This window comes from Nostoc sp. CHAB 5836, assembly GCF_020829445.1.
GTDB lineage: Bacteria > Cyanobacteriota > Cyanobacteriia > Cyanobacteriales > Nostocaceae > Nostoc.
This window is the reverse complement of the sequence record NZ_JAIVFV010000051.1, coordinates 15,412-42,084: the sequence shown is the minus strand read 5'-3', so window position 1 is coordinate 42,084 and position 26,673 is coordinate 15,412. Positions and strand designations below refer to the sequence as shown.

The window sequence follows — 26,673 nt, the reverse complement described above, 5'->3', positions numbered from 1 at the left end:
GCAGAAATATTAACCCCGACTTTGAAGGATTTTAACAAACTACAAAAGGCAGTTTACGAAAACTTGCAAGCAGCAATGTTAGGTGAAAAGACTGTAGATCAAGCTGTAGAAGATGCGGCCCAACAGTGGAACGGTACTAGGAGTTAGGAGACACGAGGATCTAAAAGTGCCTTAATTCAGAGTGAAACACTTTACACTTTTTAAACAACCTCTTAGAGAAAAGTTTGCGATTTATTGATATTTTTAATGAAAACCTAAACTTTTGTTAGAGTTAAATTAACTTTCAAGTTCTAATTACTGCACCAACAAAATGATGCAGATTGTTTTCATTCTGTAAAAAATCTGTAAATCCCAAAAGAGATAAATCATGAACAAAACAATCGCGAAGGTTACACATCTAGTTCGGTTGGCTGCTATCGGTACTGCCGCTATCTCTCTTTCCCTTGTCAGTGGCGTCCCACCATCATTCGCTGCACTCGCACCTAACTGCGTAAAAGTCAGAACATATACTAAAGGTTTTTCTGAATACGCAGATGTGACTAACACATGCTCCTACGGGCTACGAGTAAAGGTCGTACTAGCCTTTGGTGTAGACGGAGCCTGCAACTACTACGAAAATGGTCAGACTATAACTACCAAATGGCCGAGAGTTCCAAGACAATTCGACAGGCTAGAAAAATGCTGATTTAACCTCTGACAAGAGTTTGGATTTACTTCCCAATTGAAATTTATGCACTAAAAATAGGCAAGTAATACCAGCATGGTAACACACTAACTGCTGGTATTTATATTGTCATTTTTCACGTAAAACAAGGGCAACAAGGAGGCCAGCCGAGATATGCGTAAAATGGGACAAATTTACATATACGAAAAATGGTTAAGCAGTTGTAACAATCATTGCAGTGAAATTATAGATATAGCTGTTGCTAAAAAATTGCCTACTAGATAAAGGGAACCACATAAAACGGTTAAATTGTCTGTGGTAGCGGTTGCGGCTTTTAATGCTGTGAATAAATCTGGGTGTATTTGGCGATCGCTTAATTGTGGACAGAGGCTATAAGCTAGATTTGATAGATAGTCTAGGTCGGCAGAAGTTCGACCCGGCCAAGGTTCTACTGGTATTGGCACTAAATATAGGCGATCGCCTGGTCGCAGTAGGGCGGCAAAAATATCAGCATGATCCTTATCGGAAAACATTCCCATAACCCAATTTACTGGCTTGTGGTTAACTGTATCTAAGCTATCGACATACTGACGGAGAACTTGGGCGGCGGCGGTATTATGAGCGCCATCAACTAATAATTTATAGTTGTTCCAAGTAATCCATTGCATCCGCCCCGGCCATTGAGTTTTTGCCATGCCGTTAATTATGGCTTCTTCAGAAACCTGCCAACCCTGTTGTTGGAGAATTTCTAAAGCTGCTATTGCCAAAGCTGAATTAGTTAACTGAATTTGTCCTGCTAATGGCAAAGGATATTTAATTAATTTTGAATTTTGAATTGTTTCATATTCTGCCCATCCTGTAGAGATTTCACGGGCGGGTTGAGGCATAAAAATCGGGCATTGTAATTCTAAAGCACGCGATCGCACCACTTTCTCTGCATCTGGTGGCAATGGGCCAACCACAGCCACACATCCAGGTTTGAGAATACCTGCTTTTTCTCTAGCAATGTCAGCGACGGTAGGGCCAAGTTGCTGCCAGTGTTCCCGACTGATAGAAGTAATAATTGTCACCAAAGATTCCAAACAGACATTGGTAGCATCTAAGCGTCCTCCTAGTCCGACTTCTACCACAGCCACATCGACTTGCTGCTGGGCAAAATATAACCAAGCAGCCGCCGTAATTACTTCAAACTGAGTTGCCGATTCGTCTTCAGGGCGAATAGCACCTTGGACTTTTTTTAATAATTGCCTCAATTCCTCAGAGGAAATTGGCTGTTCATTCAGACAAATACGTTCCGTCCAATCGACTAAATGGGGGGAAGTGTAGCGTCCTGTACGATAACCAGCCTCAGTGAGTACCGAGGAAAGATAGGCACAGACTGAACCTTTCCCATTAGTGCCAGCAACGTGAATTATTGGGACTTGGTGATGGGGATTGCCGAGATTTGCCAATAGGTTGACAATGCGATGGAGTCCCAGGTGGACACCAAAGCGTTGCAGGGGTTGTATTACAGAATCGATATCCAAGGAAGGGATGAGGGGGATGAGGGGGATGAGGGGGATGAGGGGGATGAGGGGGATGAGGGGGATAACCTATGCTAATGCTCCATTAATTTATATAAAACCGACTGCTTCTTTGAGCCACTCCCCCGTTTTGAAAACGGGGGATCCAGGCATCACACAGAGATTGCAGTCTGGGACTGTCTGACATCTCCTACGCCTAGAGTCGAACTCCCGACTCTTTTAATATTTAAACTAGCATTTTCGTCTCGGTCATTAACAGAAAGACATGAAGGACAACGCCAACGTCTGACTGACAAATCCAGACTTTCTAAAACGTGTCCGCAACAATAACAAGTTTTGCTAGAAGGATACCGCTGGTCGATATAGACCACAAGTTTCCCCTTTTTCAAGGCTACCCATTCCAAGATATCTAGGAAGTCTCGGAGCGCTAAATCACTAATTTTTCTTCCCCATAAACGCTTCATTCCCTTGAGGTTAAGCGTCTCAAAACACAGAACATCAAATCTATTGGTTAGATCATGCGCTAACTTCCAAAACCAATCGCTTCTGCGGTTAGCTATATCTTCATAGGCGCGTGCTAAGTTCTTTCTTGCTCTTTCCCGGTTAGATGATAGCGAAGCGTTAGCGACGTTAGGAGCGTCGCCTTTCAACTTCTTAGAGTGATGCCGATTTGCAATTCTTATGGCATTGAGCGATTGTTTGAAGAACTGGGGTGATTCAATTTTAGAGCCGTCCGAGCAGGTTAGGAATGTCTTTAAACCAAAATCAAATCCCGCTATTTTACTAGTCGTGAATTTAATTTTTGGCTCATCAATGCTATCAACGACAACGACCATAAACAATTCACCCAATGGCGTGCGCTTAATGGTCAATGTCTTGATTTTTCCCTCAATCTCTCTAGAGTTCCAATATTGATAAACACGACTTCCAATCTTTACCCGATTACCACCTAAGAATTTATATCCGGCTTGTTTTAGAGTAAATGACTTGTATTTTTTGACTTTCTTAAATCCTGGTGGTCTAACTCCTTTCTTGTTGTGTTTAAAAAACAACTGATAGGCTTGATCAATGCGTTGACAAATATCTTGGACTGCTTGAGAACCTACTGATTGCCAAAAAGAATTACGTTTTCTCAACTTGGCAATATGAGACTGAAGTTTTGCACAACTCAAATGCTTGCCCCACATCCGGTAGTACCGCTTATGTAGAGCAATACAATGATTGTAGATTACGCCACTAGCATTAATCATGCCTTTGAGGTATCTATTTCTTTTGTGCTGATAAAGCTTAAACTTCAGTGTTTTCATAATCTTATAGCACCATGATTAATGTAGACAATCAATACTCATCTACATGAAATCTGTATATAATCATTACAATCACGCGCTGTGGGCTAGCGACTGTTCATTTGGTTTGCATACCATGTAGACGCAGGAGAGTATTTGCCAATAACGAAGAATTAAAACTTCGATGTATTCAAATATTCCAGTCTGTCGCTAATGATAATAAATGGGTTATCAAAGCTTTGGAAATTGCCCCAGATCATATTCACTTACTGGTGGAATATGATCCGCATCACTCAATCGCTCAAATAGTCAAGGCATTCAAAGGTCGCTCATCTAGATACCTGAGACAGGAATTTCCAGAACTAATGAAGCTCCCCAGTCTGTGGACACATTCATATATGTTTGACACGACTGGGAAAATTAGTACTCAGAAAGTCTTGGAATATATTAATGATCCACATCATGGCTGAATTTATTCAGCCGTTCGCTTATATCCCCCCTTTGGAAAAGGGGGGCTTTACGCATCACACTCGTAAACAGAAACAGCCGATTGAAGAGTGATGATATTAAGGCTAAATTAGGCTTCCCGATCCAAAAAGCCTTGAATTTGTCTTAAAGCCGCAGCGCCAATATTAAACACTGCCCAGCCAGCTGCGATCGCAACTGGTGCTAAAACGATCGCTATACGGAAATCGATATCCATATCTAGAACCCCTCTCTTAAGTAGAAATTAAAGTTTTGTCAACAGCTCTCATTTTTATTTTTAGCTGAAGTGGGCAACTTTTCCAAATCCAAATGTAAAGAATGTTTAAATTATAGGGCATTGGCACTTGTACTGCCCTTCTGGTGCGATCGCACTCGCGTTCGACTACCCTCAGGAACCGCGTTCGCGTAGCGTCTCGCAGAGAAGTCGAAGTATTGGGCATTGGACATCGAGCATTTGGTTATTAATTCTTCTCCCTCATCCCCCTCATCCCCCTCATCTCCCTCATCCCCCTCATCCCCCTCATCCCCACTCCCTAAACCTTGCTAAAACCAATATCAGTACCCTTACCAGCATGGACTAAAGCTAACTTTTGGTAACGTTTAGCGTGTTCAATCAGTTCTGCGGCTTGAATGTCTGTTACTTGGCGTAACATTTTGCCAGGAACACCGACAACTAGGGACAAAGGCGGTACATTTTTAGTTACCACTGCGCCAGCACCAATAATGCTACCAGCGCCTACTCGTACCCCGTCTAAAATCACTGCGCCAATGCCAATCAAACTTCCACGCTCAATGTAAGCAGAATGTATCACAGCGCGATGCCCTACGGTGACATGATCTTCTAAAATTGTCGGATAACCAGGATCGCAATGTAGAATTGCGCCATCCTGAATATTTGTGCATTCGCCAATTTCAATGCGTTCTACATCTCCCCTAACCACTGCTCCATACCAAATGCTCACCCCTGCTGCGATATTTACCGAACCCATAACAACAGCATTAGCTGCGATGAAGGCAGCTTGAGAAAAATCGACGGATGTCCAGTAAGAAGCGGTAGACACGATAGAATATGAATATGGTACCCAGGAATACTGGAGAAACTCCAACCTTTGAGGCTGGTTGCATAACCAGGATATCACAGCGTCAAGCCTCTACGGCGAGGAAAACACTAGTGAAAAATGTTTCTGCCGCAACTCCGTGTCTATGCAGCAGTGAGCAAGGAACCCAAAGTGGTGAAGCCGAAGTGTATAATCCAATCCACTAGTGCTGGTGAAGACAAAATTATGTTTGTACGCACTTCATGATGAATCCAGGCTTGCAGTACCCAATGTTTGGGTCTGAAATACAGTGTCCTCACTGTCGCCAGACTATTCCGGCGCTGACACTAACAGATACCTATTTGTGTCCGCGTCATGGCGCGTTTGAAGCTAATCCTAAAAATGGAGAGTTAATCCATTTGCAATCGGGGCGTCATTGGCGAAGGTGGAATAATGAATGGTATAGACAGCATACCCATCCCGATGGTATTCGGTTTGAAATTCACGAAGCATTAGACAAGCTGTATACCCAAGGTTATCGAGCAACAAGAGTGATTATTGCTCGACGCTATCAGGAATTGATGAGCGGCTATTTAGAACGCAGCACACCTTGGCGTTCTGGACAACCAGAACCTACTCCGGCGCGTTTGTACGGCTTACCCGTCGAGTTTAGCCCTGATACTTCAGAAGATCCCTGTTGGGAAGTGATTAATTTTGACTTGGAAAAAGAGCGTGGTGTCCCTGTACGCTACCCTTATTTTAGGTTGTTTGAGTAATGGTCATTGGTCATTTGTCATTGGTCATTGGTCATTTGTCATTGGTCATTTGTCATTTGTCATTTGTGAATAGCAAAGGACAAGGTTCTGATCGGAGGTTTTATCTGATCAGAACTTGATAAGAGAGAACAACTGACAAAAGACAACTGACAAAGGACAAAGAAAAAATTATGCACCACGCTTCTATTCGGACTGCGAATATTCATCGAGCGATCGCTTTCTACGAACTTTTAGGGTTTACTATTTCGGAACGCTTCACTACAGGCTACACCCTAGCTTGCTGGATGGAAGGATTGGGGGGCAGAATTGAACTCATCCAAATTCCCGAACCAAAACCAGCCCCAGATGCATTTGCTGACGAGCATTATGTGGGATATTATCATCTCTCGTTCGATTTAACTGAGATTACATCAGATTTACCTAGTTGGTTGACAAGTTTACAAGAACGTGTATTAATCGCATCTGAGAGTCAACCGGAAGAATTACAACCGTTGAAGGTATTATTAGAACCGACACAACAGCAAATAGGCGATCGCATTTACGAAGTGGCTTTCATTGCCGATACTGATGGCTTACCCCTGGAATTCATTCGGATTTTAGTAAAATAGCAGTCAACCTTCCTAGCAAAAACAATAATGCCCTCAACACTGACAGAAAATGTACGTAAGACAGTGCTGGAGAATGGTCTAACTGTTCTTACAAAGGAAGTGCATACGGCACCCGTAGTGACGGTGCAGGTGTGGTACAAGGTTGGCTCACGCAACGAAGAACCGGGCGTGAATGGCATTGCCCACCAGTTGGAACACATGATGTTTAAAGGCACTCTAAATCGTCCAATTCAATTTGGACGTCTGTTTAGTGCTTTAGGTAGTGATTCCAATGCTTTTACCAGCTATGACCAGACTGCATATTACAGCACTGTGGAACGAAACAAGCTGAAAGCACTCTTGGTATTAGAAGCAGACAGGATGCAAAATTCCCAGATTGAGCCAGAGCAACTAGCGAGTGAAAAGCGGGTGGTAATTTCCGAGTTGCAGGGTTACGAAAATAGTCCAGAATATCGCCTCAACCGTGCCGTCATGCAGGCGGTGTTTCCCAACCATGCTTATGGGTTACCCGTGGGTGGCACTAAAGCTGATGTCGAAAAATTTGAAGTTGAGCAGGTACAAAAATATTACCGCAATTTTTACAGTCCCGATAATGCCGTCTTAGTGATTGTTGGAGATTTTGAAACTACAAACACCCTGCAAATAATTAAAGAGGTATTTGGAAAACTACCGAAAGGGCAAAAGCCAGGAATTATTTCTCCCTCATCCCCCTCATCCCCCCCACCCCCCTCACCCCCCCCATCCCCCTCATCCCCCTCATCCCTCATAATATTGCGAGAACCGGGAGCAGGCCGGCTGTTACAAGTTGTTTATCCCCTACCCGATGCAAATCAACCGGACGTTCCGGCCCTGGATGTGATGGATTACATCTTGACAGAGGGACGGAATTCTAGACTTTATCAACCATTGGTGGAGTCAGGTTTAGCTAGTGAATTATCAGCATCCGTTACCAGTTTGCGAGAATCTGGCTGGTATGAGGTGTTAGTGACGGCTGGAGCTAAACAAGATTTGAAAAAAATTGACTCAGTGTTGAGTAGTGCGATCGCCAATGTAGCAGAAAAAGGCGTGACCTCGGAGGAAGTAGAACGAGCTAAAACCCAATTAACAGCAGACGTAATTTTGAGTAACCGTGATATCACCTCTCAAGCAATGCGATTGGGGAATGATGAGACAACTGCTGGTGATTATCGCTATACAGAGCGCTATTTGACTGCTGTCCGTCTGGTGAAGCCAACGGATGTTGTCGCTGTCATTAACAAATACTTGACAAAAGAAGCCCGGACAGTAGGCTTTTTTGAACCAACCCAGAAGCGGATCACAGAGGTTGGTGACAAACCAGATTCAGCCCAAACTACAGAGAATTTTTCTCCTCTAGCACCTGTGCATCCTTCTGAGGTGATGAAGTACTTACCACCTGTAGATTTGGCTACAGATGTGAACGCACAAATTTTACCAGATGAATTTAAATTTACCAATGGACTGCGGATATTACTGTTAAGAGATCATAGTACTCCCACCGTTACCCTGAGCGGATACATTCAAGCTGGGACGGAATTTGATCCCGATAATAAAGCTGGGCTGGCTGCTTTTGTCGCCGATAACTTGCTAAATGGCACTAATAGCAAGGATGTCTTAACTATTGCCAAACTCTTGGCAGAACGAGGGGCAAGTTTAGATTTTCGAGCCAACCGCGAAGGTGTGCATATCGAAGGTGATAGTTTAGCAGAGGATTTGCCGATACTCCTTGAGATATTAGCAGATGTTGTTAAAAATAGTACCTTTCCAGCAAAAGAATTGGAACTCCATCGCCAACAAACTTTAATTGAACTGCAACTGGAATTAGATGAGCCATCAGAAGTAGCCAGAAGAATATTTGTTCAGTCAATTTACCCGAAAAAACATCCCTTACACACCTTTCCCACAGAGGAGAGTTTACATCAGATTCAGCGCCAGGATGTGATTGATTTCAAAGCTAAACATTATCGTCCAGATACGACAGTGCTAGCGCTGGTGGGAGATTTTGATCTAGACAAAGTGCGATCGCTCCTGAAAAATAAGTTTGGAGACTGGGAAGTTAGCGGCCAAGCACCCACATTAAAATATCCGACGGTATCAATGCCTGAGAAAATAGTGAGTGTCAATCCAGTTTTACAAGGTAAAACCCAAGCTGTTACTTATATGGGTTACACAGGTATTAACCGTTATGATCCTCGGTTTCATGCAGCCTTAGTATTGAACCAGATTTTGGGAGGCGATACCTTATCTAGTAGACTAGGTGCCCAAGTGCGCGATCGCCAAGGTTTAAGCTATGGAATTTATAGCTACTTCCAAGCCGGGAAGAATGCAGGGACATTCTTGATTGAGATGCAGACTAGTCCAGAAGATAGCACTGAAGCGATCGCTAGCACCCGCGAAATCCTACAGCAAATCCATCAACAAGGTGTCAGCGCACTGGAAGTAGAAACAGCTAAACGCACTCTCAACAGCAGCTACAACGTTTCTCTGGCAAACCCAGAAGAATTAACAGATAGAATTCTGATGAATGAGGTCTATGGATTAGATAAAGCAGAATTGCACTCCTTCACTGATAAAATCCAGAAAGTTACTCTTGACCAAGTTAATCAAGCGGCTCGTGAATTACTTCACCCAGATCAAATCGTAGTCGTTACTGCTGGCCCATCTGTGTTAGCAAAAAAAAGCATCAAGTAGAGATGGGCGCTGGGCATGGATAATAAAGAATAGGTAAAACGGTTTTTACCGCTAAGTTAAGTTGGTGCAAAAAAACCCAATTATGTTACGAAACGTAAATATGATTAAAACCCTTACTAATGACCAATTGACTTAGTACAGCTTTGCATAAAATCGTGGCCAATTGAGGGTTGAAATTTAAACGCAAAGGGGCGCAAAGGGAAGCGCAAAGGTTCGCGGAGAATTTGCTACGAATTTATAAAATATTGTACTTAGGACAAATGACAAAGGACAATCTTAGCCAGTTAGCTTTAATTGCACCAACCTACTTACCTATTAATTGTTCCTGCTCATCAGCATTGTCTTTTCATAACTACCGATGAAAATTTACAACCATTTATACCAAATTATAATTACATTTCTTACTTTCCTCATTACTGCTTGGCTGCAAATCTTACGGCAGAACTACGTGATATTAACGTTGCTTCTAGGACTAAATTTCATCGCTGTGACTCCAGCAATGGCGGCGAATTTGTCTGGCGATTTGCTTAAGCAAGCAGCCACAAAAATTACAATTAGCTTGGGTAATTCGGCAAACGAACTCAAGTTTGAGCCAAATCATTTAGAATTCGAGGCTGGCAAACGCTATCAACTAGAGCTTACCAATCCTAGCCAACTGAAGCACTATTTTACTGCTAAAGATTTTGCCGATGGCATCTGGACACAAAAAGTTCAAGCAGGCAAAGTAGAAGTCAAAGGAGCCATTCGCGAACTGGAACTCAAGCCGGGTGCTGAGGCAGAATGGGTATTTGTGCCCCTAAAATCTGGGACTTATGGCTTACGTTGTTCAATACCGGGACATACGGAAGCAGGTATGATTGGAGAAATTGCTATCAAGAATTAAAATTATTCGACTCCGTATTTAATCGCAGTCTAATGTTTATAGGACTTACGCAAAAACCCTCTCAAACTCTCATTTCTCCCTGAACTCTGTGTCCTCTGTGGTTCGTTTGACCTTACCTGTGCGTAAGTCCTAGTTTAAATTAAAGATAATTGAGGTAAATCCTATGGTGTACAGCGAAAAATAAGTTAGAGCGATTTTGATCAAACCCTAAAATATCAGGAGTAGGCGAATATGTTATTCTATATACATTAGCGGTTAAATGCAAAAATCCCGATCAGGAATTAAAATAACTTAAATTATAGATATTATTTCTCAATCTAGAGAAAGAATTGATACTTCATTGGCAGAGCCACCAGTAATTATTAACTTCCCATGAACATTTTCAGTAACTTACTTTCTCAAGCAACTCAGCCTGCACCTGCGAAAAAACAACGCCGAGGAATTGAAATTAAATCGCCGCGTGAAATTGAAATCATGAGGCAATCATCCGCAATTGTGGCAACTGTCCTCAAAGAAATTTATCAGATAGTAAAGCCAGGAATGACAACGGCTGATTTGGATGCTTATGCAGAAAAACGCATCCGCGAAATGGGTGCAACACCAAGTTTTAAAGGATATCACGGTTTTCCAGGTTCAATCTGCTCCAGCATTAATAATGAAGCAGTGCATGGCATTCCTAGCCCCAAGAAAGTGATTCGCATAGGGGACGTATTAAAAGTAGATACGGGTGCTTATTACCAAGGCTTTCATGGTGATTCTTGCATTTCAATTGCTGTCGGTGAAGTGACGCAAGAAGCTGCTAAATTAATTCGCGTAGCAGAAGAGGCTTTATTTAAGGGCATCGAACAAGTGAAGGCTGGTGTATACCTACTCGACCTAGCTGGAGCAATTGAAGACCATGTGAAAGCTAACGGCTTTAGTATAGTCGAAGAGTTCACTGGACACGGTGTCGGTCGTAATCTGCATGAAGAACCTTCAGTATTCAACTACCGTACCCGCGAAATGCCAAATGTTAAACTCCGTGCCGGGATGACCCTGGCAATTGAGCCAATATTAAATGCGGGTTCTAGACACACGCGGACATTATCTGACCGTTGGACAGCAGTCACTGTAGATAATTCTTTGTCGGCTCAGTTTGAGCATACAGTGTTGGTAACGGAGACAGGTTATGAGATTTTGACTGACCGTTCTAAAGTGTAATTGTTAGCTTTAATTCAATACACTTGGGTTAAGCATTTCCTCCTTCTCCTTCTCTCTGTGTTCTCTGCACCTCTGTGGTAGCCTGCGGCAAGCCGCAACTCTTACCAGACGCACTCGCGTTTGCGTCTACGTAAAAAAAAGAGTTTCAGCCCTTTTGTGAACCGTATTGAGCTTTAATTATCTTTTGTTGAGAGAGGCAAAGCGTCAAAAAAGGACGATTTACCTCTTGATTTTTTTTAAGACATAAGTAATGAAGCGGGCACGTTCAATCTTTTTTACGGCTTCTTCTGCTTGTTCTCTGAAAATTTTACTCTGAATAATTAAAGCTGCACTTGTTCTTGGAAAAAATCACAATCATTAAGGATATCTGTCAATTCTTGGAAATTGCCATCACTCGATATAATTAATTCGTGATCGTCATCTAACCACTCTAAAGCAAAGCTAGATTTACCATAAAAAGCAGACACTCCTAATAAAATATTTAACAAGTTACGACTAGTCTTAATAGTATTCAAAATATCTGGTAAGTGTGGCGTTCGCAGAATCTTTGTTGTTCTCAAATCTCAATTCTTGAGCAATTAATTGTTTAATCTTCTGTAATTGCTCCTGAGCATTATTGATCAGGATAATTTGTTTCATGATTTCATTAGAATCGCCAATAGTGAGTTTTAGATTCTGAATCAGTTTTGGCAATTCACTAACAAGTATTTCTAGGTTAGCCATAAATACCCCTTAGGGATTTGTTGAAAGTTTATGCGAAACAATTAAAATGGCTTGAGGAAGTATATAACTCAATACGGTTCACTTAAAGCTGAAACTCTTTTTTTACGAACCACAGAGGCGCAGAGAACACAGAGAGAAGAGAGAAGAGAGAAGAGAGAAGAGAGAAGAGAGAAGGAGGAAATGCTTAACCCAAGTGTATTGGTATATAACCGCACCTGTTGCATCTGAGCGTCCTAGTTGAGTGATAAATCTCAGGAGCTATAAAATGTATAGTTCCCGCAAATCCTGCTAAAGTAACAATTTCAGTTTTAAAATTCCAGAGAAAGACAAAGTTACCCATTCACTAACCTATGAATGAAGTTGATTTAGCATTTACCCCAGCACTAGAGTTGGCGCAGTTAGTCCGTCGCCGCGAAGTATCACCGCTAGAGTTGGTAGAAATATATTTAGAACGGATTGGGCAGTTAAATCCCCAATTAGGAAGTTATTTTACAGTGACGGCAGAATTAGCGATCGCAGATGCCAAAGCCAAAACAGAATTATTAACAACTACCTCAGAACGACCGCCATTTTTTGGGGTACCGATTTCCATTAAAGATCTCAACGCTGTAGCAGGTGTTACCTGTACTTTTGGAAATCCGGCATTACTGAACAATATCCCTAACTATGATGATGGTCTTGTAACAAGGATTAAGCAAGCTGGATTTACTATTCTCGGTAAAACAGCCACTTCCGAGCTAGGTTCATTGCCATACAGCGAACCTACGGGTTTTCCCCCAGCTAGAAATCCCTGGAATTTAGAATATACCCCTGGCGGTTCCAGTGGTGGCGCGGCGGCGGCGGTAGCAGCCGGATTGTGTGCGATCGCTCAAGGTTCTGATGGCGGTGGTTCAATTCGGGGGCCTGCGGCTTGTTGTGGCTTGGTGGGACTCAAACCATCTAGGGGCAGAGTGAGTAAAGCGCCAGTAGGCGAACGCCTTGCTGGAATTGCCGTCAACGGCCCGATCGCCCGGACTGTGGCTGATGCTGCGGCCCTTTTAGATACCATATCTGGCTATGTTACAGGCGATCCTTACTGGTTGCCAGATCCCGATCCATCATTTCTCGCTGCCACTCAAACAAAACTCGGTGCTTTGCGAATTGCTTTTGATACTAGCATTTCTCCTTTGGGAGAAGCTGATGCTAACTGTCAACAAGGCGTCCGCCAAACAGTCGAGTTATTAGAACAACTCGGCCACCACGTGGAACAGAAATCTCCAGATTTTAGCGGTTTAGTTGAACCATTTCAAATCGTCTGGCAAGCTGGGATAGCTGCATCAGGACTTCCTGTTGAAGCTTTGCAGCCATTGAATCGCTGGCTATTTGCACGCACAGGTTCCGTTGCAGAATACCTCCAAGCAGTTTCTCAAATGCAGATAGTGGCACGGCAGATTGTGGCGTTTTTCGATACCGTGGATGTGCTGGTATTACCAGTTTATCTACATTCACCCATCCGCATTGGGGAATGGGCTTCGCTGAGTCCAGAAGAGACATTCCAAAATATTATTGAGTGGGTTGCCCCTTGTCCACCTGCTAATGCAACTGGACAACCGGCGATCGCAATTCCTGTTGGCTTTGATAGTGATGGTTTACCCATCAGTGTGCAACTAATTGGCAAACCTGCTGCTGAAGCCACAATCATCAGCCTAGCAGCACAATTAGAAGCAGCTAATCCTTGGATTCATCATCGTCCAGCCTTCGCAATATCGGGCTAATCATGCAGGCATCCCTAGAACACAATACGCTTGGGTTAAGCATTTCTTCCTTCTCTTTGCGCCTTAGCTGTTGGGGAAATTTTTGCGGCTTTTGCTGTGTTAGGAAATGAAATTTCTCCAGCAACTGTCACTGCTGAATCTGATTGTGAGATTCTCACTGTAGAGCGAGATAGTTGATTAAATAGTGCTATATGCAAACAGTGTACTATTGGGCATCTAATGGTATTTTCGCTTTTTGAAACACCTCCTCAACAGTAAATTCTAATCCCTCAAATAAAGAATCTTTGAGTAATTCTTCTCCCATATAAGTTTGTGGCGCAGCATCTGGATAAAAAACAGTAATACTTCTAGCTTTACTATCTACCACCCACACCCGCAGCACCTTAGCATCCAAATAATCTTTGGCTTTAGCCGCCATTTGTCCAAAGGTTTGTCCGGGCGAAATAATCTCAATCACCAAATCAGGAGGAACAGGACAAGCTTCGTCTTCGTCCCAGTTTGCGGGTAAACGTTCATTAGAGATATATAAAATATCTGGAATTGGCATCCAATCTCGTCCCCGACGGGTTAATCCAACAGCCCATTCCGGGCAAACTTCTCCTTTTCCCTCACAGGATTGCTCAATCAAATTGAGAAGGACGCGGGTAAGTTTTGCGTGAAAAAATTTTGGTGACATCTTAGGAATTGCTTGACCATCAAAAAGCTCATAAGTTATATCTCCCTCACCTGGTGCAAGATTTAGGAACTCTTGCAAGGTTAATTGATTCTTGGCTTGGAGTATCATGGCTCATTAATTGGTAATTCGTAATTGAAGGACAGAGAAACTAATTTTTATTCTGAATCCTGAATTATTCTTCAAATTGTTCACATTCCCCGCAAAACTTGCCGAATAATATCCGATGGCACTTCATCAGTAACTGTTGCAACACCAATCTCTGTTGGTAAAACAAACCGCACTTTCCCTGCTTGGACTTTCTTATCTAATTGCAACGCCTCAATAATTGCTTCAATATCTACCCCAGTTGGTAACTGAGTCGGTAAACCCGTTTTTTGAACTAAAGCATTTTGACGTTCCGTGTCTTCTTTTTGCCACAGTCCCAATTCCACAGCAATTTGACCGGCTGCTACCATCCCAATGGCCACCGCTTCACCGTGATTTACTAGACGATAACCAGTCAAACTTTCCACTGCATGACCAATGGTATGTCCATAGTTGAGAATCGCCCGCAATCCGCCTTCTTTCTCATCTTTGCTAACAACATCAGCTTTAGCTTGACAAGAGCGCGTCAATATGGTATGTATCAGGTCAGATTTTACATAGCGGAGTTGATCGAGGCGTTTACTTGCTTCCAATTTCGCAAACAATTCGGCATCCCAAATTACACCATATTTAATAACTTCTGCCATTCCTGCTCGAAACTCGCGCATAGGAAGAGTTTTTAATACATTTGGGTCAATTAAAACCAAGCGCGGTTGATGGAATGCCCCAATCAAGTTCTTGCCGTGGGGATGATTTACGCCAGTTTTGCCACCAATTGCTGAATCCACCATCGCCAATAGAGTTGTAGGTACTTGGACAACATTAATGCCGCGCAGCCAAGTTGCGGCTGCAAAGCCAGTCATATCGCCAATTACACCTCCGCCCAAAGCCACCATAGTAGAAGAACGTTCTAGGCGGTTTTCTAAGGCGATATCGTAAAGTTTTTGGATAGAATTGAGAGTTTTGTAGCGTTCCCCTGGTGGTAGGGTGCAGCTAGCAACTTCAAATCCAGCAGATGTCAGGGATGCGATCGCTCTTTCGCCAAAATGCTTAAAAATCGTCGGATTAGAAACCAGCAATACCTTTTTGCCTAGCTTCAGACTGTCCATGTGCTGACCCAGTTGATCTAAACTCGAAGGTGCCTTAGCGTAGCTCACCGTTTGCGTAGCGTCTAGCACAGAAGGTATCACAATCTCATAAGACTGCTCTGGTAAATTCACATTAATTACAGAAGTCATTGCCCAACCCTAAATAAGCGCCCGTGGGCTGTATTGTATCGCAATCTGGGAGTGGGAAGATGAGGGGGATGAGGGGGATGAGGGGGATGAGGGGGATGAGGGGGATGAGGGGGATGAGGAGGAGCAAAGAAAAGACTGATTGCCCAATGACCAATGACTAATGACAAATGACCAATGACCAATGACTAATGATTCAATAGATTTAGGAAGTATTGTGGAGAAAAATAAATGTTTGCCATTGTAGCTTACATCGGCTTTTTAGCTTTGTTCTTTGGTTTAGCTGTAGGTCTGCTGTTCGGTCTGCGGACTGCCAAGATAATTTAGACAAAACTCTTGTGGGGCGGGCATCTTGCCTGTCCTCAGTTTACTAAGGACGGGCGAGACGCTCATCCCACAAAAAGATATTTATCCCATAACAGCCGGACTTGCTACCTTCTCCTGTCTTTGGGAAGGCGGACGCATTCCCAAACCGAGTAAATTCAGCATTTCTCGGTCACTATCGTAATCTGGACAGGGAGTTGTCACTGTCAACATTTTGTTGTCGTCGCTAGAAAAGATAGAATTGGCTCCTGCCATAAAGCAGAAAGCTTGTTCAACTTGAGAAAGTCTAGCCCTACCGGCACTAAGACGCACATCGGAGGCTGGCATTAAAATCCTGGCTGTACCAATCATCCGCACAATATCCCAAATGGGAACATCAGGCTGATTTTCTAAGGGTGTACCCGGTACTTGTGAGAGAATATTAATCGGCACAGATTCTGGATGGGGATGTAAGTTTGCCAGAGTTTGTAACATCCCAACACGGTCATCGACAGTTTCGCCCAAACCCAGGATGCCGCCGGAACATACAGTAACATTTGTCTGACGGACATTTTCAATTGTGTTCAGGCGATCGCTATATGTCCTTGTGGTAATAATTGTGCTGTAATATTCCTGCGAGGTATCTAAGTTATGGTTATAGGCGTAAAGTCCTGCTTCTGACAATTTCCTGGCTTGATTTGCCGTCAACATACCTAGAGTGCAGCACACTTCTAAACCCATTGCGGTTACATCCTTGACCATTTCCAGGACTTCCTCAAATTGTGAGTTATCCCGCACTTCGCGCCAAGCAGCACCCATGCAGATGCGACTAACACCAGTTTCTTTCGCTTTCTGAGCAATGCTAACTACTGTTTCCAATTCTTGGAGTGCTTGGGGCTTTACCTCTGTTTTATAGCGGGAAGATTGGGCACAGTAGCTACAATCTTCTGGACAACCTCCCGTTTTAATAGATATAAGCTTACAAACTTGTATTTTTGTTGGGTCATGATATTGGCGATGCACGCTAGCAGCTTGATAAATAAGCTCTAGTAATGGCGTGTTATATATCGCGTGAATCTCTAATTTTTGCCAATCGTAGCGTATTCCCACCACATCACTATCCTTCTTGTAGACTGGGTTAATTAAGAGCTGTCTTTTGGTTGAATCTCCTGCGGTACAGCGTTTGGGCAAAGGGATTTTCTCGAAGTTATGCCGCGTACTGTGCTTTATCACCCATTGGCTCTGAATCCTTCCGCTCTAGATATTAGACATCAGCTTATCAATATTTTGCTTCAATGGTAGATTAAGAGCAAAAATACTCATGTATTGGGCATTGGCAGGACTGATGCTAACCGGTGCATATATATCTTAGGACTTACGCAATAACTCTCTAAAACCTTATTCCTTTGTGTCCTTTGCGTCCTTCTCCCAGGGGGAGACGCTGCGCGAATGCGGTTCGTTTTGTCATGATTTTGCCTAAGTCCTGTTTATGTTGGTCAGCAGTTAACTGAGTGGGTTTAGTATAAAACAGGCACAAAAAGCATTTTTACTTAGTCCGCAGAAGCAGACTTTGCCCTAGCTGCTGCTAAACGGCAGTTATGAGAGAATTTACAAAATCTAGAGAATGTTTTGGAAAGAGATCCCGCCAATTAAGTCCTGTTATGATATCAGAACTGCCTATAATTACAAGCGATCGCCTATTATTACGAGCAGCAATCCATGAAGATATACCCCAAATTCTCAAATACTTCATTGAAAATAAAACTTATCTCACTCCATTCTACCCTCTTTGGGCTGATGGTTTTTTTACTGAAGAATATTGGCATTATCAGATAGAAAATAGTTTTCTGGAATTTATCAATGGGCAATCGTTAAAACTATTTATTTTTACTAAAAAAAATCCCACCGTAATTATTGGAACTGTAAATTTTAGTAATTTTGTTCGAGGTGCTGCTCATTTTTGCTATGTGGGATATAGCCTTGCTGAAAATAAACAAGGTAAAGGATATATGACAGAAGGGCTAAAATCCGCCGTTCAATATCTTTTTCAAGAGTTAAATTTTCACCGACTTATGGCTAATTATATGCCTCACAATCGGCGCAGTGGCAATGTACTCAAAAGACTTGGTTTTGTTGTTGAAGGATATGCTAGAGACTATTTGTTAATTAATGGGCAATGGGAAGATCATATTCTGACAAGTCTCATCAATCCTAGCTGGCAAACACCTAAATTCTAAAGCAATAATTCGTAAATAAATAATTATGCTCTTGTTATAATTGGAAGCCCTAAGTAGATAAGTGGGAATATTTATAACTATGTAATGATTATGTGTCGTCTCAGACAAAGACCCAAATAGTCAGCAGAATTTTGAGCATTTACCGCCTGAGCATTTAGAGGTTGATATCTTAGAGAAAGATAGGTGAGTAGCTGAAATTATCACAGAGATTAAAGCCCTTTTGGGAAGTTAAATCAGGAGAAAGTTAGATGAATCTTGAGGAAGCAGTGTTAGAAAGATTACGCCACTTACCTGTGGATAAACAGCAGCAACTATTAGAATTTGCGGAATTTTTGTCTCAAAAAACTACTCTGAAGACTCCTTTACGGACTGTTAGAGGATTATGTGCTGATTTAAAAGTAGATATTACTGAAGAAGATATTGCTCAAGCACGTCAAGAAATGTGGGGTAATTTCCCCAGGGATATCCTTTAATGACATCGGTAGTAGCAGATACACACACTTTAATTTGGTACGTTTTTGACTTGCAGAGATTGTCATCAGCCGCATTAACAGCGTTGGAGCAAGCAATTAATACAGGTAATCCTATTTACGTATCAGCTATCACAATCATAGAAATTGCTTATTTAGTTGAGAAAGGACGCTTTGCCGAAGAGGTATTAATACGAATTTTAAACGCTTTGGATGACCCCAATATAGGTATTGTACTTGTACCTCTAGATAGGAATGTTTCAGGAGTAATTCGACAAATTGATCGGGTAACTGTTCCTGATATGCCTGATAGGATTATTGCGGCTACAGCTTTTTCTTTAGGTATTCCTTTAGTTACTCGTGATTTGCGAATTCAAGCTTTAACCACTATAAAAACTATTTGGTGAAAAAAATTGCCAATATAGTAAAATTAGGAATTACGAATTAGGAATTACAAAGACTGGCGAATTTGCTCTAAACTGAATAAACTTATCATCAAAGTAAGAATTCCTGTTGGTAACAAAGGCCGTATTATTCTTGACAATCAAATCCAAATCATTCCAAGCTTGTGTTAAAGGAAATGGTTTAGAGAGAATTTCGTAGTTCTCTTGGCATAGTTTTTCTGGAATGACATCTTCATCCTCAATTCCCGACAGACCAGATAAGCCGTATCCTGGCCCAGCACCACCATTACCAATTTCTAAGAGAAAGTTTCGATATTCACTTGGTAATCTAATATTGTATCTGGATTCAAATACTTGAATATCTTTGTTACTCAAGCAACGTTTAAATTGATATTGGTGTGATTCTGAGCCAAAAACCTCAAATGTAGCGTCTAAAAGAGCTAATTGAGTTAATTTTTTCTTTAATTGCAAAACTTTATTCATTATCTGCTCTAGATTTTGATGGTGGCACTGCCATATTTTAGATATGGGTCGCTTTTTGCGTATATGCTGATGCCGAAGCCAGAGGTAGTATTAAGAGAAGAATGAATTAAGCTTTGCTCGTAATGACTCTGGCTGAAACTCCAAACTACAAAAATTCTAGCAATCCTTTTCTCACCCTCAACTACGAAAGCGCCTTAGAATCTCTAGGCGGTGACTACTACGATGAGGTTGTAGCGGCGGAATTTCCCCAACACCTCCTGCGTTGGCGTAATGATCAACTATTACCCCGTTTCGGTCTAGACCCCCAAGTAGTCAAAGACGAAGATTTCATCACAGCCTTTGGCAAATTTCAAGGACGCAAACCCTTGTTAGCACTGCGTTACCACGGCTATCAATTTGGTGAATATAACGGACAGTTGGGTGATGGTAGAGGCTTTCTCTACGGACAAGTACGCGCCAATGATGGCGAATTATACGATTTTGGCACTAAAGGTTCTGGGAGAACGCCTTACTCGCGTGGTGGCGATGGTATGCTGACACTCAAAGGCGGAGTGCGAGAAGTTCTGGCTGCGGAAGCACTGCACTACTTGGGTGTACGTACTTCGCGCTGTTTGAGCATGATTGAAACAGGTTTACCACTGTGGCGGGGCGATGAACCTTCCCCTACCCGTTCATCTGTGATGATTAGAATGAGCAAGTCTCATATTCGGTTTGGTACTTTTGAGCGACTGCACTATTTTCAGCGTCCAGATTTAACTCAGAAGTTATTAGACCATGTAATTGAACAGTATTATCGAGACTTAAGTACTGAACAAGATAAATATGCACTGTTTTACGCCCAATTAGTTAAACGGGTTGCGGAACTAGTAGCGCAATGGATGGCGGCTGGCTTTTGTCATGCAGTCTTGAATACTGACAATATGTCGATTACGGGAGAAAGTTTTGATTATGGCCCTTATGCATTTATCCCTACTTATGACCCATACTTTATAGCTGCATATTTTGACTATTCTGGACGCTACTGTTACAGTAATCAACCAATTATTTGCAAGTTGAATTTAGAAATGCTCCAGGAACCTTTCAAGGCAATTATTGATAAAGGGGATATGGAGACTGCTTTAGCTAGGTTTGATGAATATTACCAAGCTGAATACAGTTCTTTGATGTTGAAAAAGTTGGGTTTTGGGGATTTGCAACATCCACAAGCTGAAGAACTTTTAAATCTGACGATTCAATTTTTGAAGGATAGCCAAGTTGGTTATCACCAATTCTTCTATGATATGGCTCGCACTTTCTCGTCTAAATGGCGCGATGAGCCAGGTTTTGTAATGAATAGTTCAGATATTGTACCAGTACCGGGTGCATCAGGAATTTTTGATGATTGGTGTATACTATACCACAAAATTTTGAATGATTTTGATAGCGATGTCTACGACGGGGGTAGCTGCGGCACCGATTTAATTGCCCAAACTCTAGCTGTTCATAATCCCAAAACGGTATTATTAAGACCTGTGATTGAATCTATTTGGGAACCAATTGCTCAAGAAGATAATTGGCAACCTTTTTATGAGTTAATCCAAGCAATTCAGTCTAGGAAATAGTTAGCAAAGGGCAAGACTAATAGGACTTACGCAAGTGTCACAAAAAATAAAAGCTTTTAGTTTGTAGTAAGGGCTTCAGCCTTGATTTTGAGGACTTTAGTCCTCTCTTCTCTACGAGAGGCTGCGCCAACGAGACGCTGCGCGAACACTACAAACTCCAAATAATATGCCAGTTGCGTAAGTCCTAACTAATAACGCAATACCCTTGCCTTAAGAGCCTATTTATAAAGCAATACGCTTGGGTTAAGGCTAAAACTCTTTGTCAAAGTCAACTTTTTTAACGAACCACAGAGGCGCAGAGGAAACAGAGAGAAGAGAAAAAATGCTTAACTGAACCGTATTGATTTATAAAGCAAATATTAAGTAGGGTGTGTTACGGCTGTGTAGGAATTTGAGGGTTTGAGAAAGTCTAATTTAGCCGTAACGCACCATATTTCCAGGTGCCGTACTCTCAGCTTTAACCCACCCTACAATTTAAGGTTTACTTTATAAATGGTCTCTAAACACAGGGCTATTTCATTCTCATCTAGCCCGCCTCAGAATTAATTCACCAGTCTAATAGCGAAAGTAGTCTAAAGACTACTGATAAAAGGTTATAAGTCAATACGGTTCAGTTAGGGCTAAAAATCTGTTAGAAAGTCAATTTTTTAACGAACCGCCTTCGCGCAGCGTCTCGTAGAGAAGACGCCAAGGACACAGAGAGAAGAAAGAAATGCTTAACTGAACTGTATTGGGTTATAAGTACGTTGGCACGAAAAAAGTCAAGTATGTTACGAAACGTAAATAAACTTAAAGCCTTTACTAATGAACAATGACAAAGGACAAGTGACAGCCTTAGCCAGTTAACTTTAATTGCGCCAACCTACTTAGTCCAATACACTTGGGTTTCGTTCCTCAACCCAATCTACACATTTTTATAGTTAATAATGATAACGAGCTTGTAAAAAATTTATTTCATCATCATTTACAAGATATACAATTCTATGTTCTTGTGTTAAACGGCGAGACCAAGTATTAGGATCTAAATATTTTAAAGGTTCCGGCTTACCTTTCCCCTTAAAAGGATCTCGGCAAGTCTCTTTGACAAGATCCAAAACTTTAAGGGTAACTCGTTGATCATTTTCCACCCAAAATTTTAAGTCTTCTAAAAATTCAGGTTGAAATACTGTTTTTCTTTGCTTTGGAGTTGCTGGAATTTCTTGGTTTGATTGGTTTTTTAGGTTCTTCTTTTTGGTCAAATCCTAACTCCTTACTAAGATCATCCAAGCTTTGAGACTTCACAACTCCTGATTTAGCTCGATTTAAAGCTGTTAGCAAACGTTCAGCGTTACGGGGGGAACGTAAAAGATGAGCAGTTTCTAGAAGACTAGAAAGTTCATCAACAGGTATTAAAGCTACATTTTCACCATTACGACGTGTAATGATTACAAAATCGCGTTCTGAAGTAACTTTCTGGCACAGTTCAGACAGCTTTTCTCGTGCTTGTGTATAAGTATAAGTAGCAGTAACCATAAGTATCAAAAGTTTCCTTTGCACTTGTAAATTAATTACATTGTCGGTTAACTTGTACAGACTTCATGTACAGGTTGATGCTTTTTTATCGTAACATAATAGAAATTGAGATTCCCCAGTCCCTTTTCTGACTAACTAAACTGCTGGGCATAAAACCGCGCATAGCGACGCTCTAGGGCTAATAATTCTTCATGGGTTCCCGATTCGACAATTTGTCCTTGTTCGAGAACTAAAATACGATCGCACCGTCTCACTGTTGATAAACGGTGAGCAATAATAAATACTGTCCGTTTTTCCATCAGTCTTTCTAGCGCTTCCTGTACCAGTGCTTCTGACTCAGAATCTAATGCTGATGTCGCTTCATCGAGAATCAAGATTTGGGGATTGAGCAGCACAGCGCGAGCGATCGCAATTCTTTGTCTTTGTCCACCAGATAAGTTTACCCCACGCTCACCCACCCAAGTCTGATAACCTTTTGGCAGTTGGCTAATAAACTGATGAGCATTGGCAATTTTTGCCGCCTCTATAACTGCTTTAATCTCAAAAACATCTTGTCCAAAGGCGATATTTTGGGCAATTGTCCCCGAAAACATGATGGTTTCTTGAGGAACAATCCCAATTTGTCGCCGCAGACTATGGAGTTTGACATCCCGAATATCAACACCGTCAATGAATATTTGACCAACTTCCGGGTCGTAAAAACGGGGTAAAAGATTCACAAATGTGGTTTTACCAGCACCAGAAGCACCCACAAGAGCGATCGCTTCACCTGGCGATACCAATAAACTGATATCTCTTAAGACAGGTTCACCTGGTTTATAGGCGAAGGAAATATGACGATATTCTACTTTCCCGTTGACCGGGGCCAGAGCGATCGCATTAATCTTTTCGATCACCGTCGGCTGAATTGCCATCAATTCAAAAACGCGGTCAACAGATGCTTCACCCTGCTTAAATTCGTTGTAGTTATTAGTAGTATGACCAATGGGATCAATTAACAGCGCCGCCGCCGCCAGATAGCTGAAAAAACTCGCCACTGTCAAGTTCCCTTGGGAAATTTGCCATGCTCCCACAATCAGTAATGATAAAGCACTTAAAGCTTCCAGAAATCCGACGATGGGAATCTGAATCGCTTTGAGGCGTTCGGCTGAGTATTTTGCTTTGAGACTGCGTTCTGCTTCATGGCCAAAGCGGGCGATTTCGTAATTTTCGGCAGCAAAAGCCTGTACCAAACGAATACCGTTGAAAACTTCCGCGAGAATGGCTGATAAACCCGACACGCGATTTTGACTTTTTAAGGAATATTTGCGTAACCGTTCACCAAACCAGCCGACTAAAATACCCATCAGTGGTGCAACTATGACTGTAGCGAGTGTCAGTTGCCAATTCAGGTAAATCATGTAAATCGGAATTGCCAGCAACTGCAAAATACAGGGGATAAAGTCGTGAAATACTTTATTTACCACTTCGCCAACCCGGTCAACATCTTCCGTAAGGCGGTAAGATAAATCACCTGCTTTTGCTGTTTCAAAATAGCTGAGATTTAGCTTTTGGAGATGGGCGTAGACTTGCTGACGGAGATGAAAAGCAACTCTCAAAGCAGCTTTCGCCATGTACATATCTTGTATAGATTGAAACAAGCCTCTAACAAGAAATACTAAAGCACAGCTACCAGTTATTTGAGCGATCGCTATTACATTACCTTGTGCAAAGGGAATTGCCAATTTGCCGGCAAGATTGATCAGCACTAATGTCGCCAGTACGTATCCTAAGATACCAATAAGTCCCTTGGCGATGGTTTGCCACTGGAGTTGGATATAAGGCAGTAATTGCCAATAATTAGAACGGGTTTTCAAGCTCGAAGATCCACAATGATATTTTCCTTTGTTTGACGCTAGCAGTTTTTGGTGAGTTTCTGAACAGTTAACTAATTAGTTACAAACTGTTTTAGCGACTATGGCCTGTCACTAATGAAGCGATCGTCAAATATTTAGACCAAAAAACAAGCCAAATTGACCAACAAAAAGCCAAAATTCAAGAAGCAATTGAACTTAGGACTTACGCAAGTGTCACAAAAAATAAAAGCTTTTAGTTTGTAGTCAGGGCTACCCTACGGGAACGCTCCGCGAACAGCCCTGATGAAAGAGGACTAAAGTCCTCACCACAAACTCAAAATAATACGCCAGTTGCGTAAGTCCTAGAACTGTTGAAAGAATATTGCACCGCCATCATCACCAACGTTGTTACAGGTAAAATAGATGTGCGTCAAGTCCTCATATCATGTCCGGTTGATTACTTACTAAACCCGAAGAACCCCACCCCGCCAAAGCTATGCTTTGTCTCCCCTCCCCGCAAGCGGGGAGGGGATTAAGGGGTGGGGTGCAATGACTGTGGGAATCATAACTAATTATGCGGACATGATATCATCTGCTAACCCCAGAACCCACAATGACACAAATCACCCTTTCCGACCTCCCCGAAACCATCCAAACCCTACTCAACCAAGCCCAAAAAACAGGCGAACCCCTCACTATTACCCAAAACGGTATTCCCTTCGCCATCATTTCCCCTATCAAGAAAAAATCCATCCTGGAAACCCTTTCCACCCTTGAACCACTGGACGAAGACTTTGCCGACGTGGACGAAGGATTATTACCATTAGATGATGTTGAGTTTTCAAAATGAGTTATTTATACTTGTTAGATACAAACATCATTTCCGAAATAATTAAGTAGAGCGACGCAAATAAAGCTAACTGGCTAAGGCTGTCATTTGTCATTTGTCCTTCGTCATTTGTAAGGGTTTAAGGTGTATTTACGTTTCGTAACATAGTTTGGTTTATTCTTGCCGACTTACTTAACTAATTAGTTACAAACTGTTTTAGGGTTGATCATAGAGTTTCCCGGTGTTCTTCTATGATTGAAATGGAATATTCATTCGAGGGGTCTTGCTTTATGAAACTGGAAGAGTATTTCAACGCCCTTGCACCAGATGACATCCGACTCAAAGGAACCCGGATTGGGATTGAGAGCATTCTTTATGAGTATATCTATCGCTCTAAAACACCAGAAGAAATTGCCGAACAATTTCATACGGTGACGTTAGAACAGGTTTACGCCACGATTTTGTATTACTTGCATCATCGCTCAGAGGTTGATGCGTATCTGGTAGATTGGTTGGAATTTTCCCGAATCATGCGCGAAGAGCAACAGCGAAATCCGTCTCCTGCCAGGATGAGGTTTCGGCAGATGCAGGAAGAAAACGCTCCAAAGCAGTTACAGGAAAGCTAATGGCAATTCGGTATCTGTTGGATGAACATTTGAGTCCTACATATCGTTCTCAACTTGTGCGGCGCAACCCTGAATTGGTTGTGCGAATCATTGGGGATTTAAATGTGCCACCCAAGGGCACTCCAGATCCAGAGATTTTGATTTGGTGCGAAGCCAATGGATTTATTTTGGTGACGAACAACCGTAAGTCCATGCCCGGACATTTGGCTGACCATTTAGCTTTAGGTCGCCATATTCCTGGAATATTCACCATCGATGCAAATCAAAGCATTGGACAAACTGTTGAAGAATTAATCATCATTGTGGCAGCTTCGTTTGAGGATGAATACCAGGATCGAATTGAATATCTACCCTTGAGCCGATAGATAGTGCATTCTCCACTCGCTCATTCCATCACCTTTCCACCCCTCCCTACTAAGATAGGGCTTGCTGTTTTTCAACAATTCGTCTGTGAATTTCTTGGAGTTCTTCACAGTAAGGTATTCATAACTCTTTATCAGCCAATACAGTTCAGTTAAGCATTTCCTCCTTCTCTTCTCTCTGTGTTCTCTGCGCCTCTGTGGTTCGTAAAAAAAAGAGTTTCAGCCCTTTTGTGAACTGTATTGGGCTAAAATAGTGCATTAGCTTTCCTCTTGTGGGATGCAATACTGCTCGGTTAAGCTTCTTTTGGGCATTATAGACAACGATATTTCAAGGGTTTCAGCCTATTTTCTTTCCTTAACCGAGCAG

At 42.1% G+C, this 26,673-nt stretch carries 28 protein-coding genes and 3 pseudogenes; 17 read left to right on the top strand and 14 right to left on the bottom strand.

The features are described 5' to 3' along the window. Nucleotides 1-147 (top strand): annotated as a pseudogene (locus LC605_RS12865) (sugar ABC transporter substrate-binding protein); the annotation flags it as partial. Nucleotides 148-894: 747 nt separating this feature from the next. On the opposite strand, the gene LC605_RS12860 reads toward LC605_RS12865, so the two are convergent. Continuing rightward, nucleotides 895-2,190 carry a folylpolyglutamate synthase/dihydrofolate synthase family protein gene (locus LC605_RS12860; protein WP_229547924.1) on the bottom strand — a complete coding sequence of 432 codons (1,296 nt, stop codon included), beginning with the start codon at nt 2,188-2,190 and terminating at the stop codon, nt 895-897. Between the two features lie 149 nt (nt 2,191-2,339). Next, nucleotides 2,340-3,494 (bottom strand): transposase, encoded by a 1,155-nt coding sequence (locus LC605_RS12855; RefSeq protein ID WP_229547923.1) that lies wholly within the window; start codon nt 3,492-3,494, stop codon nt 2,340-2,342. A 46-nt stretch (nt 3,495-3,540) separates the two neighbouring features. On the opposite strand from LC605_RS12855, the pseudogene tnpA reads away from it, so the two are divergent. Further along, nucleotides 3,541-3,943: pseudogene (gene tnpA, locus LC605_RS12850) on the top strand (IS200/IS605 family transposase). A 107-nt stretch (nt 3,944-4,050) separates the two neighbouring features. On the opposite strand, the gene LC605_RS12845 reads toward tnpA, so the two are convergent. Then, nucleotides 4,051-4,176 (bottom strand): photosystem II protein Y, encoded by a 126-nt coding sequence (locus LC605_RS12845; protein WP_229547922.1) that lies wholly within the window; start codon nt 4,174-4,176, stop codon nt 4,051-4,053. 316 nt (nt 4,177-4,492) lie between these two features. Further along, nucleotides 4,493-5,020, bottom strand: a complete 528-nt coding sequence (locus tag LC605_RS12840) for a gamma carbonic anhydrase family protein (RefSeq protein WP_229547921.1) — start codon at nt 5,018-5,020, stop codon at nt 4,493-4,495. A gap of 239 nt (nt 5,021-5,259) precedes the next feature. Between LC605_RS12840 and LC605_RS12835 the strand changes: the two genes are divergently transcribed. From LC605_RS12835 to map, 5 genes are all read left to right on the top strand, one after another. Continuing rightward, nucleotides 5,260-5,772: a TIGR02652 family protein gene (locus LC605_RS12835; protein ID WP_229547920.1), complete on the top strand. Its 513-nt coding sequence runs from the start codon at nt 5,260-5,262 to the stop codon at nt 5,770-5,772. Between the two features lie 170 nt (nt 5,773-5,942). Then, nucleotides 5,943-6,380 carry a VOC family protein gene (locus tag LC605_RS12830; protein ID WP_229547919.1) on the top strand — a complete coding sequence of 146 codons (438 nt, stop codon included), beginning with the start codon at nt 5,943-5,945 and terminating at the stop codon, nt 6,378-6,380. Nucleotides 6,381-6,407: 27 nt separating this feature from the next. Next, entirely contained in the window at nt 6,408-9,089 is a 2,682-nt protein-coding gene (locus LC605_RS12825) for a pitrilysin family protein (protein ID WP_229547918.1), read from the top strand. 358 nt (nt 9,090-9,447) lie between these two features. After that, nucleotides 9,448-9,972 carry a cupredoxin domain-containing protein gene (locus tag LC605_RS12820; RefSeq protein ID WP_229547917.1) on the top strand — a complete coding sequence of 175 codons (525 nt, stop codon included), beginning with the start codon at nt 9,448-9,450 and terminating at the stop codon, nt 9,970-9,972. A gap of 372 nt (nt 9,973-10,344) precedes the next feature. Beyond that, the gene (map, locus tag LC605_RS12815; protein ID WP_229547916.1) at nt 10,345-11,172 is read left to right on the top strand and encodes a type I methionyl aminopeptidase; all 828 of its coding nucleotides are present in this window, start codon (nt 10,345-10,347) and stop codon (nt 11,170-11,172) included. Nucleotides 11,173-11,492: 320 nt separating this feature from the next. On the opposite strand, the gene LC605_RS12810 is transcribed toward map, so the two are convergent. Beyond that, complete coding sequence (locus LC605_RS12810; RefSeq protein ID WP_229547915.1) at nt 11,493-11,687, bottom strand: hypothetical protein; 195 nt, start codon at nt 11,685-11,687, stop codon at nt 11,493-11,495. Beyond that, nucleotides 11,674-11,895 carry a hypothetical protein gene (locus LC605_RS12805; RefSeq protein ID WP_229547914.1) on the bottom strand — a complete coding sequence of 74 codons (222 nt, stop codon included), beginning with the start codon at nt 11,893-11,895 and terminating at the stop codon, nt 11,674-11,676. Before LC605_RS12805 ends, LC605_RS12810 begins: the two co-directional genes overlap by 14 nt. Nucleotides 11,896-12,245: 350 nt before the next feature. On the opposite strand from LC605_RS12805, the gene LC605_RS12800 reads away from it, so the two are divergent. Beyond that, nucleotides 12,246-13,649: an amidase gene (locus tag LC605_RS12800; protein WP_229547913.1), complete on the top strand. Its 1,404-nt coding sequence runs from the start codon at nt 12,246-12,248 to the stop codon at nt 13,647-13,649. Nucleotides 13,650-13,721: 72 nt separating this feature from the next. Further along, nucleotides 13,722-13,823: pseudogene (locus LC605_RS12795) on the top strand (Crp/Fnr family transcriptional regulator); the annotation flags it as partial. Between the two features lie 31 nt (nt 13,824-13,854). Here the strand turns inward: LC605_RS12795 and LC605_RS12790 are convergent. From LC605_RS12790 to LC605_RS12780, 3 genes are all read right to left on the bottom strand, one after another. After that, the gene (locus tag LC605_RS12790) at nt 13,855-14,433 is read right to left on the bottom strand and encodes a Uma2 family endonuclease (RefSeq protein WP_229547912.1); all 579 of its coding nucleotides are present in this window, start codon (nt 14,431-14,433) and stop codon (nt 13,855-13,857) included. 80 nt (nt 14,434-14,513) lie between these two features. Next, nucleotides 14,514-15,647 (bottom strand): 3-dehydroquinate synthase, encoded by a 1,134-nt coding sequence (aroB, locus tag LC605_RS12785; protein WP_229547911.1) that lies wholly within the window; start codon nt 15,645-15,647, stop codon nt 14,514-14,516. Nucleotides 15,648-15,656: 9 nt separating this feature from the next. Further along, nucleotides 15,657-15,794 (bottom strand): hypothetical protein, encoded by a 138-nt coding sequence (locus LC605_RS12780; RefSeq protein ID WP_229547910.1) that lies wholly within the window; start codon nt 15,792-15,794, stop codon nt 15,657-15,659. Nucleotides 15,795-15,875: 81 nt separating this feature from the next. Between LC605_RS12780 and petL the strand changes: the two genes are divergently transcribed. After that, the gene (gene petL / locus LC605_RS12775; protein ID WP_100899295.1) at nt 15,876-15,971 is read left to right on the top strand and encodes a cytochrome b6-f complex subunit PetL; all 96 of its coding nucleotides are present in this window, start codon (nt 15,876-15,878) and stop codon (nt 15,969-15,971) included. Between the two features lie 81 nt (nt 15,972-16,052). Here the strand turns inward: petL and bioB are convergent, their stop codons facing one another. After that, a complete protein-coding gene (gene bioB / locus LC605_RS12770; RefSeq protein WP_229547926.1) occupies nt 16,053-17,060 on the bottom strand; it encodes a biotin synthase BioB in 1,008 nt (335 codons plus the stop codon). 548 nt (nt 17,061-17,608) lie between these two features. Here bioB and LC605_RS12765 point away from each other — a divergent pair. From LC605_RS12765 to LC605_RS12755, 3 genes are all read left to right on the top strand, one after another. Then, on the top strand, nt 17,609-18,184 hold the full coding sequence (locus tag LC605_RS12765) for a GNAT family N-acetyltransferase (protein ID WP_229547909.1): 576 nt from the start codon (nt 17,609-17,611) through the stop codon (nt 18,182-18,184). Nucleotides 18,185-18,432: 248 nt separating this feature from the next. After that, nucleotides 18,433-18,657, top strand: coding sequence for a hypothetical protein (locus tag LC605_RS12760; protein WP_229547908.1), 225 nt, complete (start codon nt 18,433-18,435; stop codon nt 18,655-18,657). Next, nucleotides 18,657-19,061: a type II toxin-antitoxin system VapC family toxin gene (locus LC605_RS12755; protein WP_229547907.1), complete on the top strand. Its 405-nt coding sequence runs from the start codon at nt 18,657-18,659 to the stop codon at nt 19,059-19,061. The genes LC605_RS12760 and LC605_RS12755 overlap by 1 nt, the downstream gene beginning before the upstream one ends. Nucleotides 19,062-19,091: 30 nt before the next feature. On the opposite strand, the gene LC605_RS12750 is transcribed toward LC605_RS12755, so the two are convergent. Beyond that, nucleotides 19,092-19,541, bottom strand: a complete 450-nt coding sequence (locus tag LC605_RS12750; protein WP_229547906.1) for an SMI1/KNR4 family protein — start codon at nt 19,539-19,541, stop codon at nt 19,092-19,094. Between the two features lie 122 nt (nt 19,542-19,663). Between LC605_RS12750 and LC605_RS12745 the strand changes: the two genes are divergently transcribed. Continuing rightward, on the top strand, nt 19,664-21,142 hold the full coding sequence (locus LC605_RS12745) for a YdiU family protein (RefSeq protein ID WP_229547905.1): 1,479 nt from the start codon (nt 19,664-19,666) through the stop codon (nt 21,140-21,142). A 920-nt stretch (nt 21,143-22,062) separates the two neighbouring features. Here LC605_RS12745 and LC605_RS12740 read toward each other — a convergent pair. From LC605_RS12740 to LC605_RS12730, 3 genes are all read right to left on the bottom strand, one after another. Further along, a complete protein-coding gene (locus tag LC605_RS12740; protein WP_309143263.1) occupies nt 22,063-22,269 on the bottom strand; it encodes a Txe/YoeB family addiction module toxin in 207 nt (68 codons plus the stop codon). Between the two features lie 25 nt (nt 22,270-22,294). After that, nucleotides 22,295-22,654, bottom strand: a complete 360-nt coding sequence (locus tag LC605_RS12735; RefSeq protein WP_229547904.1) for a type II toxin-antitoxin system Phd/YefM family antitoxin — start codon at nt 22,652-22,654, stop codon at nt 22,295-22,297. Nucleotides 22,655-22,785: 131 nt separating this feature from the next. Next, a complete protein-coding gene (locus LC605_RS12730; protein WP_229547903.1) occupies nt 22,786-24,510 on the bottom strand; it encodes an ABC transporter ATP-binding protein in 1,725 nt (574 codons plus the stop codon). 592 nt (nt 24,511-25,102) lie between these two features. Between LC605_RS12730 and LC605_RS12725 the strand changes: the two genes are divergently transcribed. The 3 genes from LC605_RS12725 to LC605_RS12715 all read left to right on the top strand — a co-directional run bounded on the left by LC605_RS12725 (nt 25,103) and on the right by LC605_RS12715 (nt 26,309). Beyond that, nucleotides 25,103-25,339, top strand: a complete 237-nt coding sequence (locus LC605_RS12725) for a type II toxin-antitoxin system Phd/YefM family antitoxin (protein WP_229547902.1) — start codon at nt 25,103-25,105, stop codon at nt 25,337-25,339. A gap of 269 nt (nt 25,340-25,608) precedes the next feature. Then, the gene (locus LC605_RS12720) at nt 25,609-25,944 is read left to right on the top strand and encodes a DUF433 domain-containing protein (RefSeq protein ID WP_229547901.1); all 336 of its coding nucleotides are present in this window, start codon (nt 25,609-25,611) and stop codon (nt 25,942-25,944) included. After that, the gene (locus LC605_RS12715; RefSeq protein ID WP_229547900.1) at nt 25,944-26,309 is read left to right on the top strand and encodes a DUF5615 family PIN-like protein; all 366 of its coding nucleotides are present in this window, start codon (nt 25,944-25,946) and stop codon (nt 26,307-26,309) included. The genes LC605_RS12720 and LC605_RS12715 overlap by 1 nt, the downstream gene beginning before the upstream one ends. The last annotated feature ends 364 nt before the right edge of the window (nt 26,310-26,673 follow it).

What these genes read in the sequence shown, in the direction of transcription:
- LC605_RS12855 (WP_229547923.1), bottom strand. Translation starts at nt 3,494, where the DNA reads ATGAAAACACTGAAGTTTAAGCTTTATCAGCACAAAAGAAATAGATAC.
- LC605_RS12845 (WP_229547922.1), bottom strand. Translation starts at nt 4,176, where the DNA reads ATGGATATCGATTTCCGTATAGCGATCGTTTTAGCACCAGTTGCGATC.
- LC605_RS12835 (WP_229547920.1), top strand. Translation starts at nt 5,260, where the DNA reads ATGATGAATCCAGGCTTGCAGTACCCAATGTTTGGGTCTGAAATACAG.
- LC605_RS12830 (WP_229547919.1), top strand. Translation starts at nt 5,943, where the DNA reads ATGCACCACGCTTCTATTCGGACTGCGAATATTCATCGAGCGATCGCT.
- LC605_RS12825 (WP_229547918.1), top strand. Translation starts at nt 6,408, where the DNA reads ATGCCCTCAACACTGACAGAAAATGTACGTAAGACAGTGCTGGAGAAT.
- LC605_RS12820 (WP_229547917.1), top strand. Translation starts at nt 9,448, where the DNA reads ATGAAAATTTACAACCATTTATACCAAATTATAATTACATTTCTTACT.
- map (WP_229547916.1), top strand. Translation starts at nt 10,345, where the DNA reads ATGAACATTTTCAGTAACTTACTTTCTCAAGCAACTCAGCCTGCACCT.
- LC605_RS12805 (WP_229547914.1), bottom strand. Translation starts at nt 11,895, where the DNA reads ATGGCTAACCTAGAAATACTTGTTAGTGAATTGCCAAAACTGATTCAG.
- LC605_RS12800 (WP_229547913.1), top strand. Translation starts at nt 12,246, where the DNA reads ATGAATGAAGTTGATTTAGCATTTACCCCAGCACTAGAGTTGGCGCAG.
- LC605_RS12790 (WP_229547912.1), bottom strand. Translation starts at nt 14,433, where the DNA reads ATGATACTCCAAGCCAAGAATCAATTAACCTTGCAAGAGTTCCTAAAT.
- aroB (WP_229547911.1), bottom strand. Translation starts at nt 15,647, where the DNA reads ATGACTTCTGTAATTAATGTGAATTTACCAGAGCAGTCTTATGAGATT.
- petL (WP_100899295.1), top strand. Translation starts at nt 15,876, where the DNA reads ATGTTTGCCATTGTAGCTTACATCGGCTTTTTAGCTTTGTTCTTTGGT.
- LC605_RS12765 (WP_229547909.1), top strand. Translation starts at nt 17,609, where the DNA reads ATGATATCAGAACTGCCTATAATTACAAGCGATCGCCTATTATTACGA.
- LC605_RS12760 (WP_229547908.1), top strand. Translation starts at nt 18,433, where the DNA reads ATGAATCTTGAGGAAGCAGTGTTAGAAAGATTACGCCACTTACCTGTG.
- LC605_RS12755 (WP_229547907.1), top strand. Translation starts at nt 18,657, where the DNA reads ATGACATCGGTAGTAGCAGATACACACACTTTAATTTGGTACGTTTTT.
- LC605_RS12750 (WP_229547906.1), bottom strand. Translation starts at nt 19,541, where the DNA reads ATGAATAAAGTTTTGCAATTAAAGAAAAAATTAACTCAATTAGCTCTT.
- LC605_RS12745 (WP_229547905.1), top strand. Translation starts at nt 19,664, where the DNA reads ATGACTCTGGCTGAAACTCCAAACTACAAAAATTCTAGCAATCCTTTT.
- LC605_RS12735 (WP_229547904.1), bottom strand. Translation starts at nt 22,654, where the DNA reads ATGGTTACTGCTACTTATACTTATACACAAGCACGAGAAAAGCTGTCT.
- LC605_RS12725 (WP_229547902.1), top strand. Translation starts at nt 25,103, where the DNA reads ATGACACAAATCACCCTTTCCGACCTCCCCGAAACCATCCAAACCCTA.
- LC605_RS12720 (WP_229547901.1), top strand. Translation starts at nt 25,609, where the DNA reads ATGAAACTGGAAGAGTATTTCAACGCCCTTGCACCAGATGACATCCGA.
- LC605_RS12715 (WP_229547900.1), top strand. Translation starts at nt 25,944, where the DNA reads ATGGCAATTCGGTATCTGTTGGATGAACATTTGAGTCCTACATATCGT.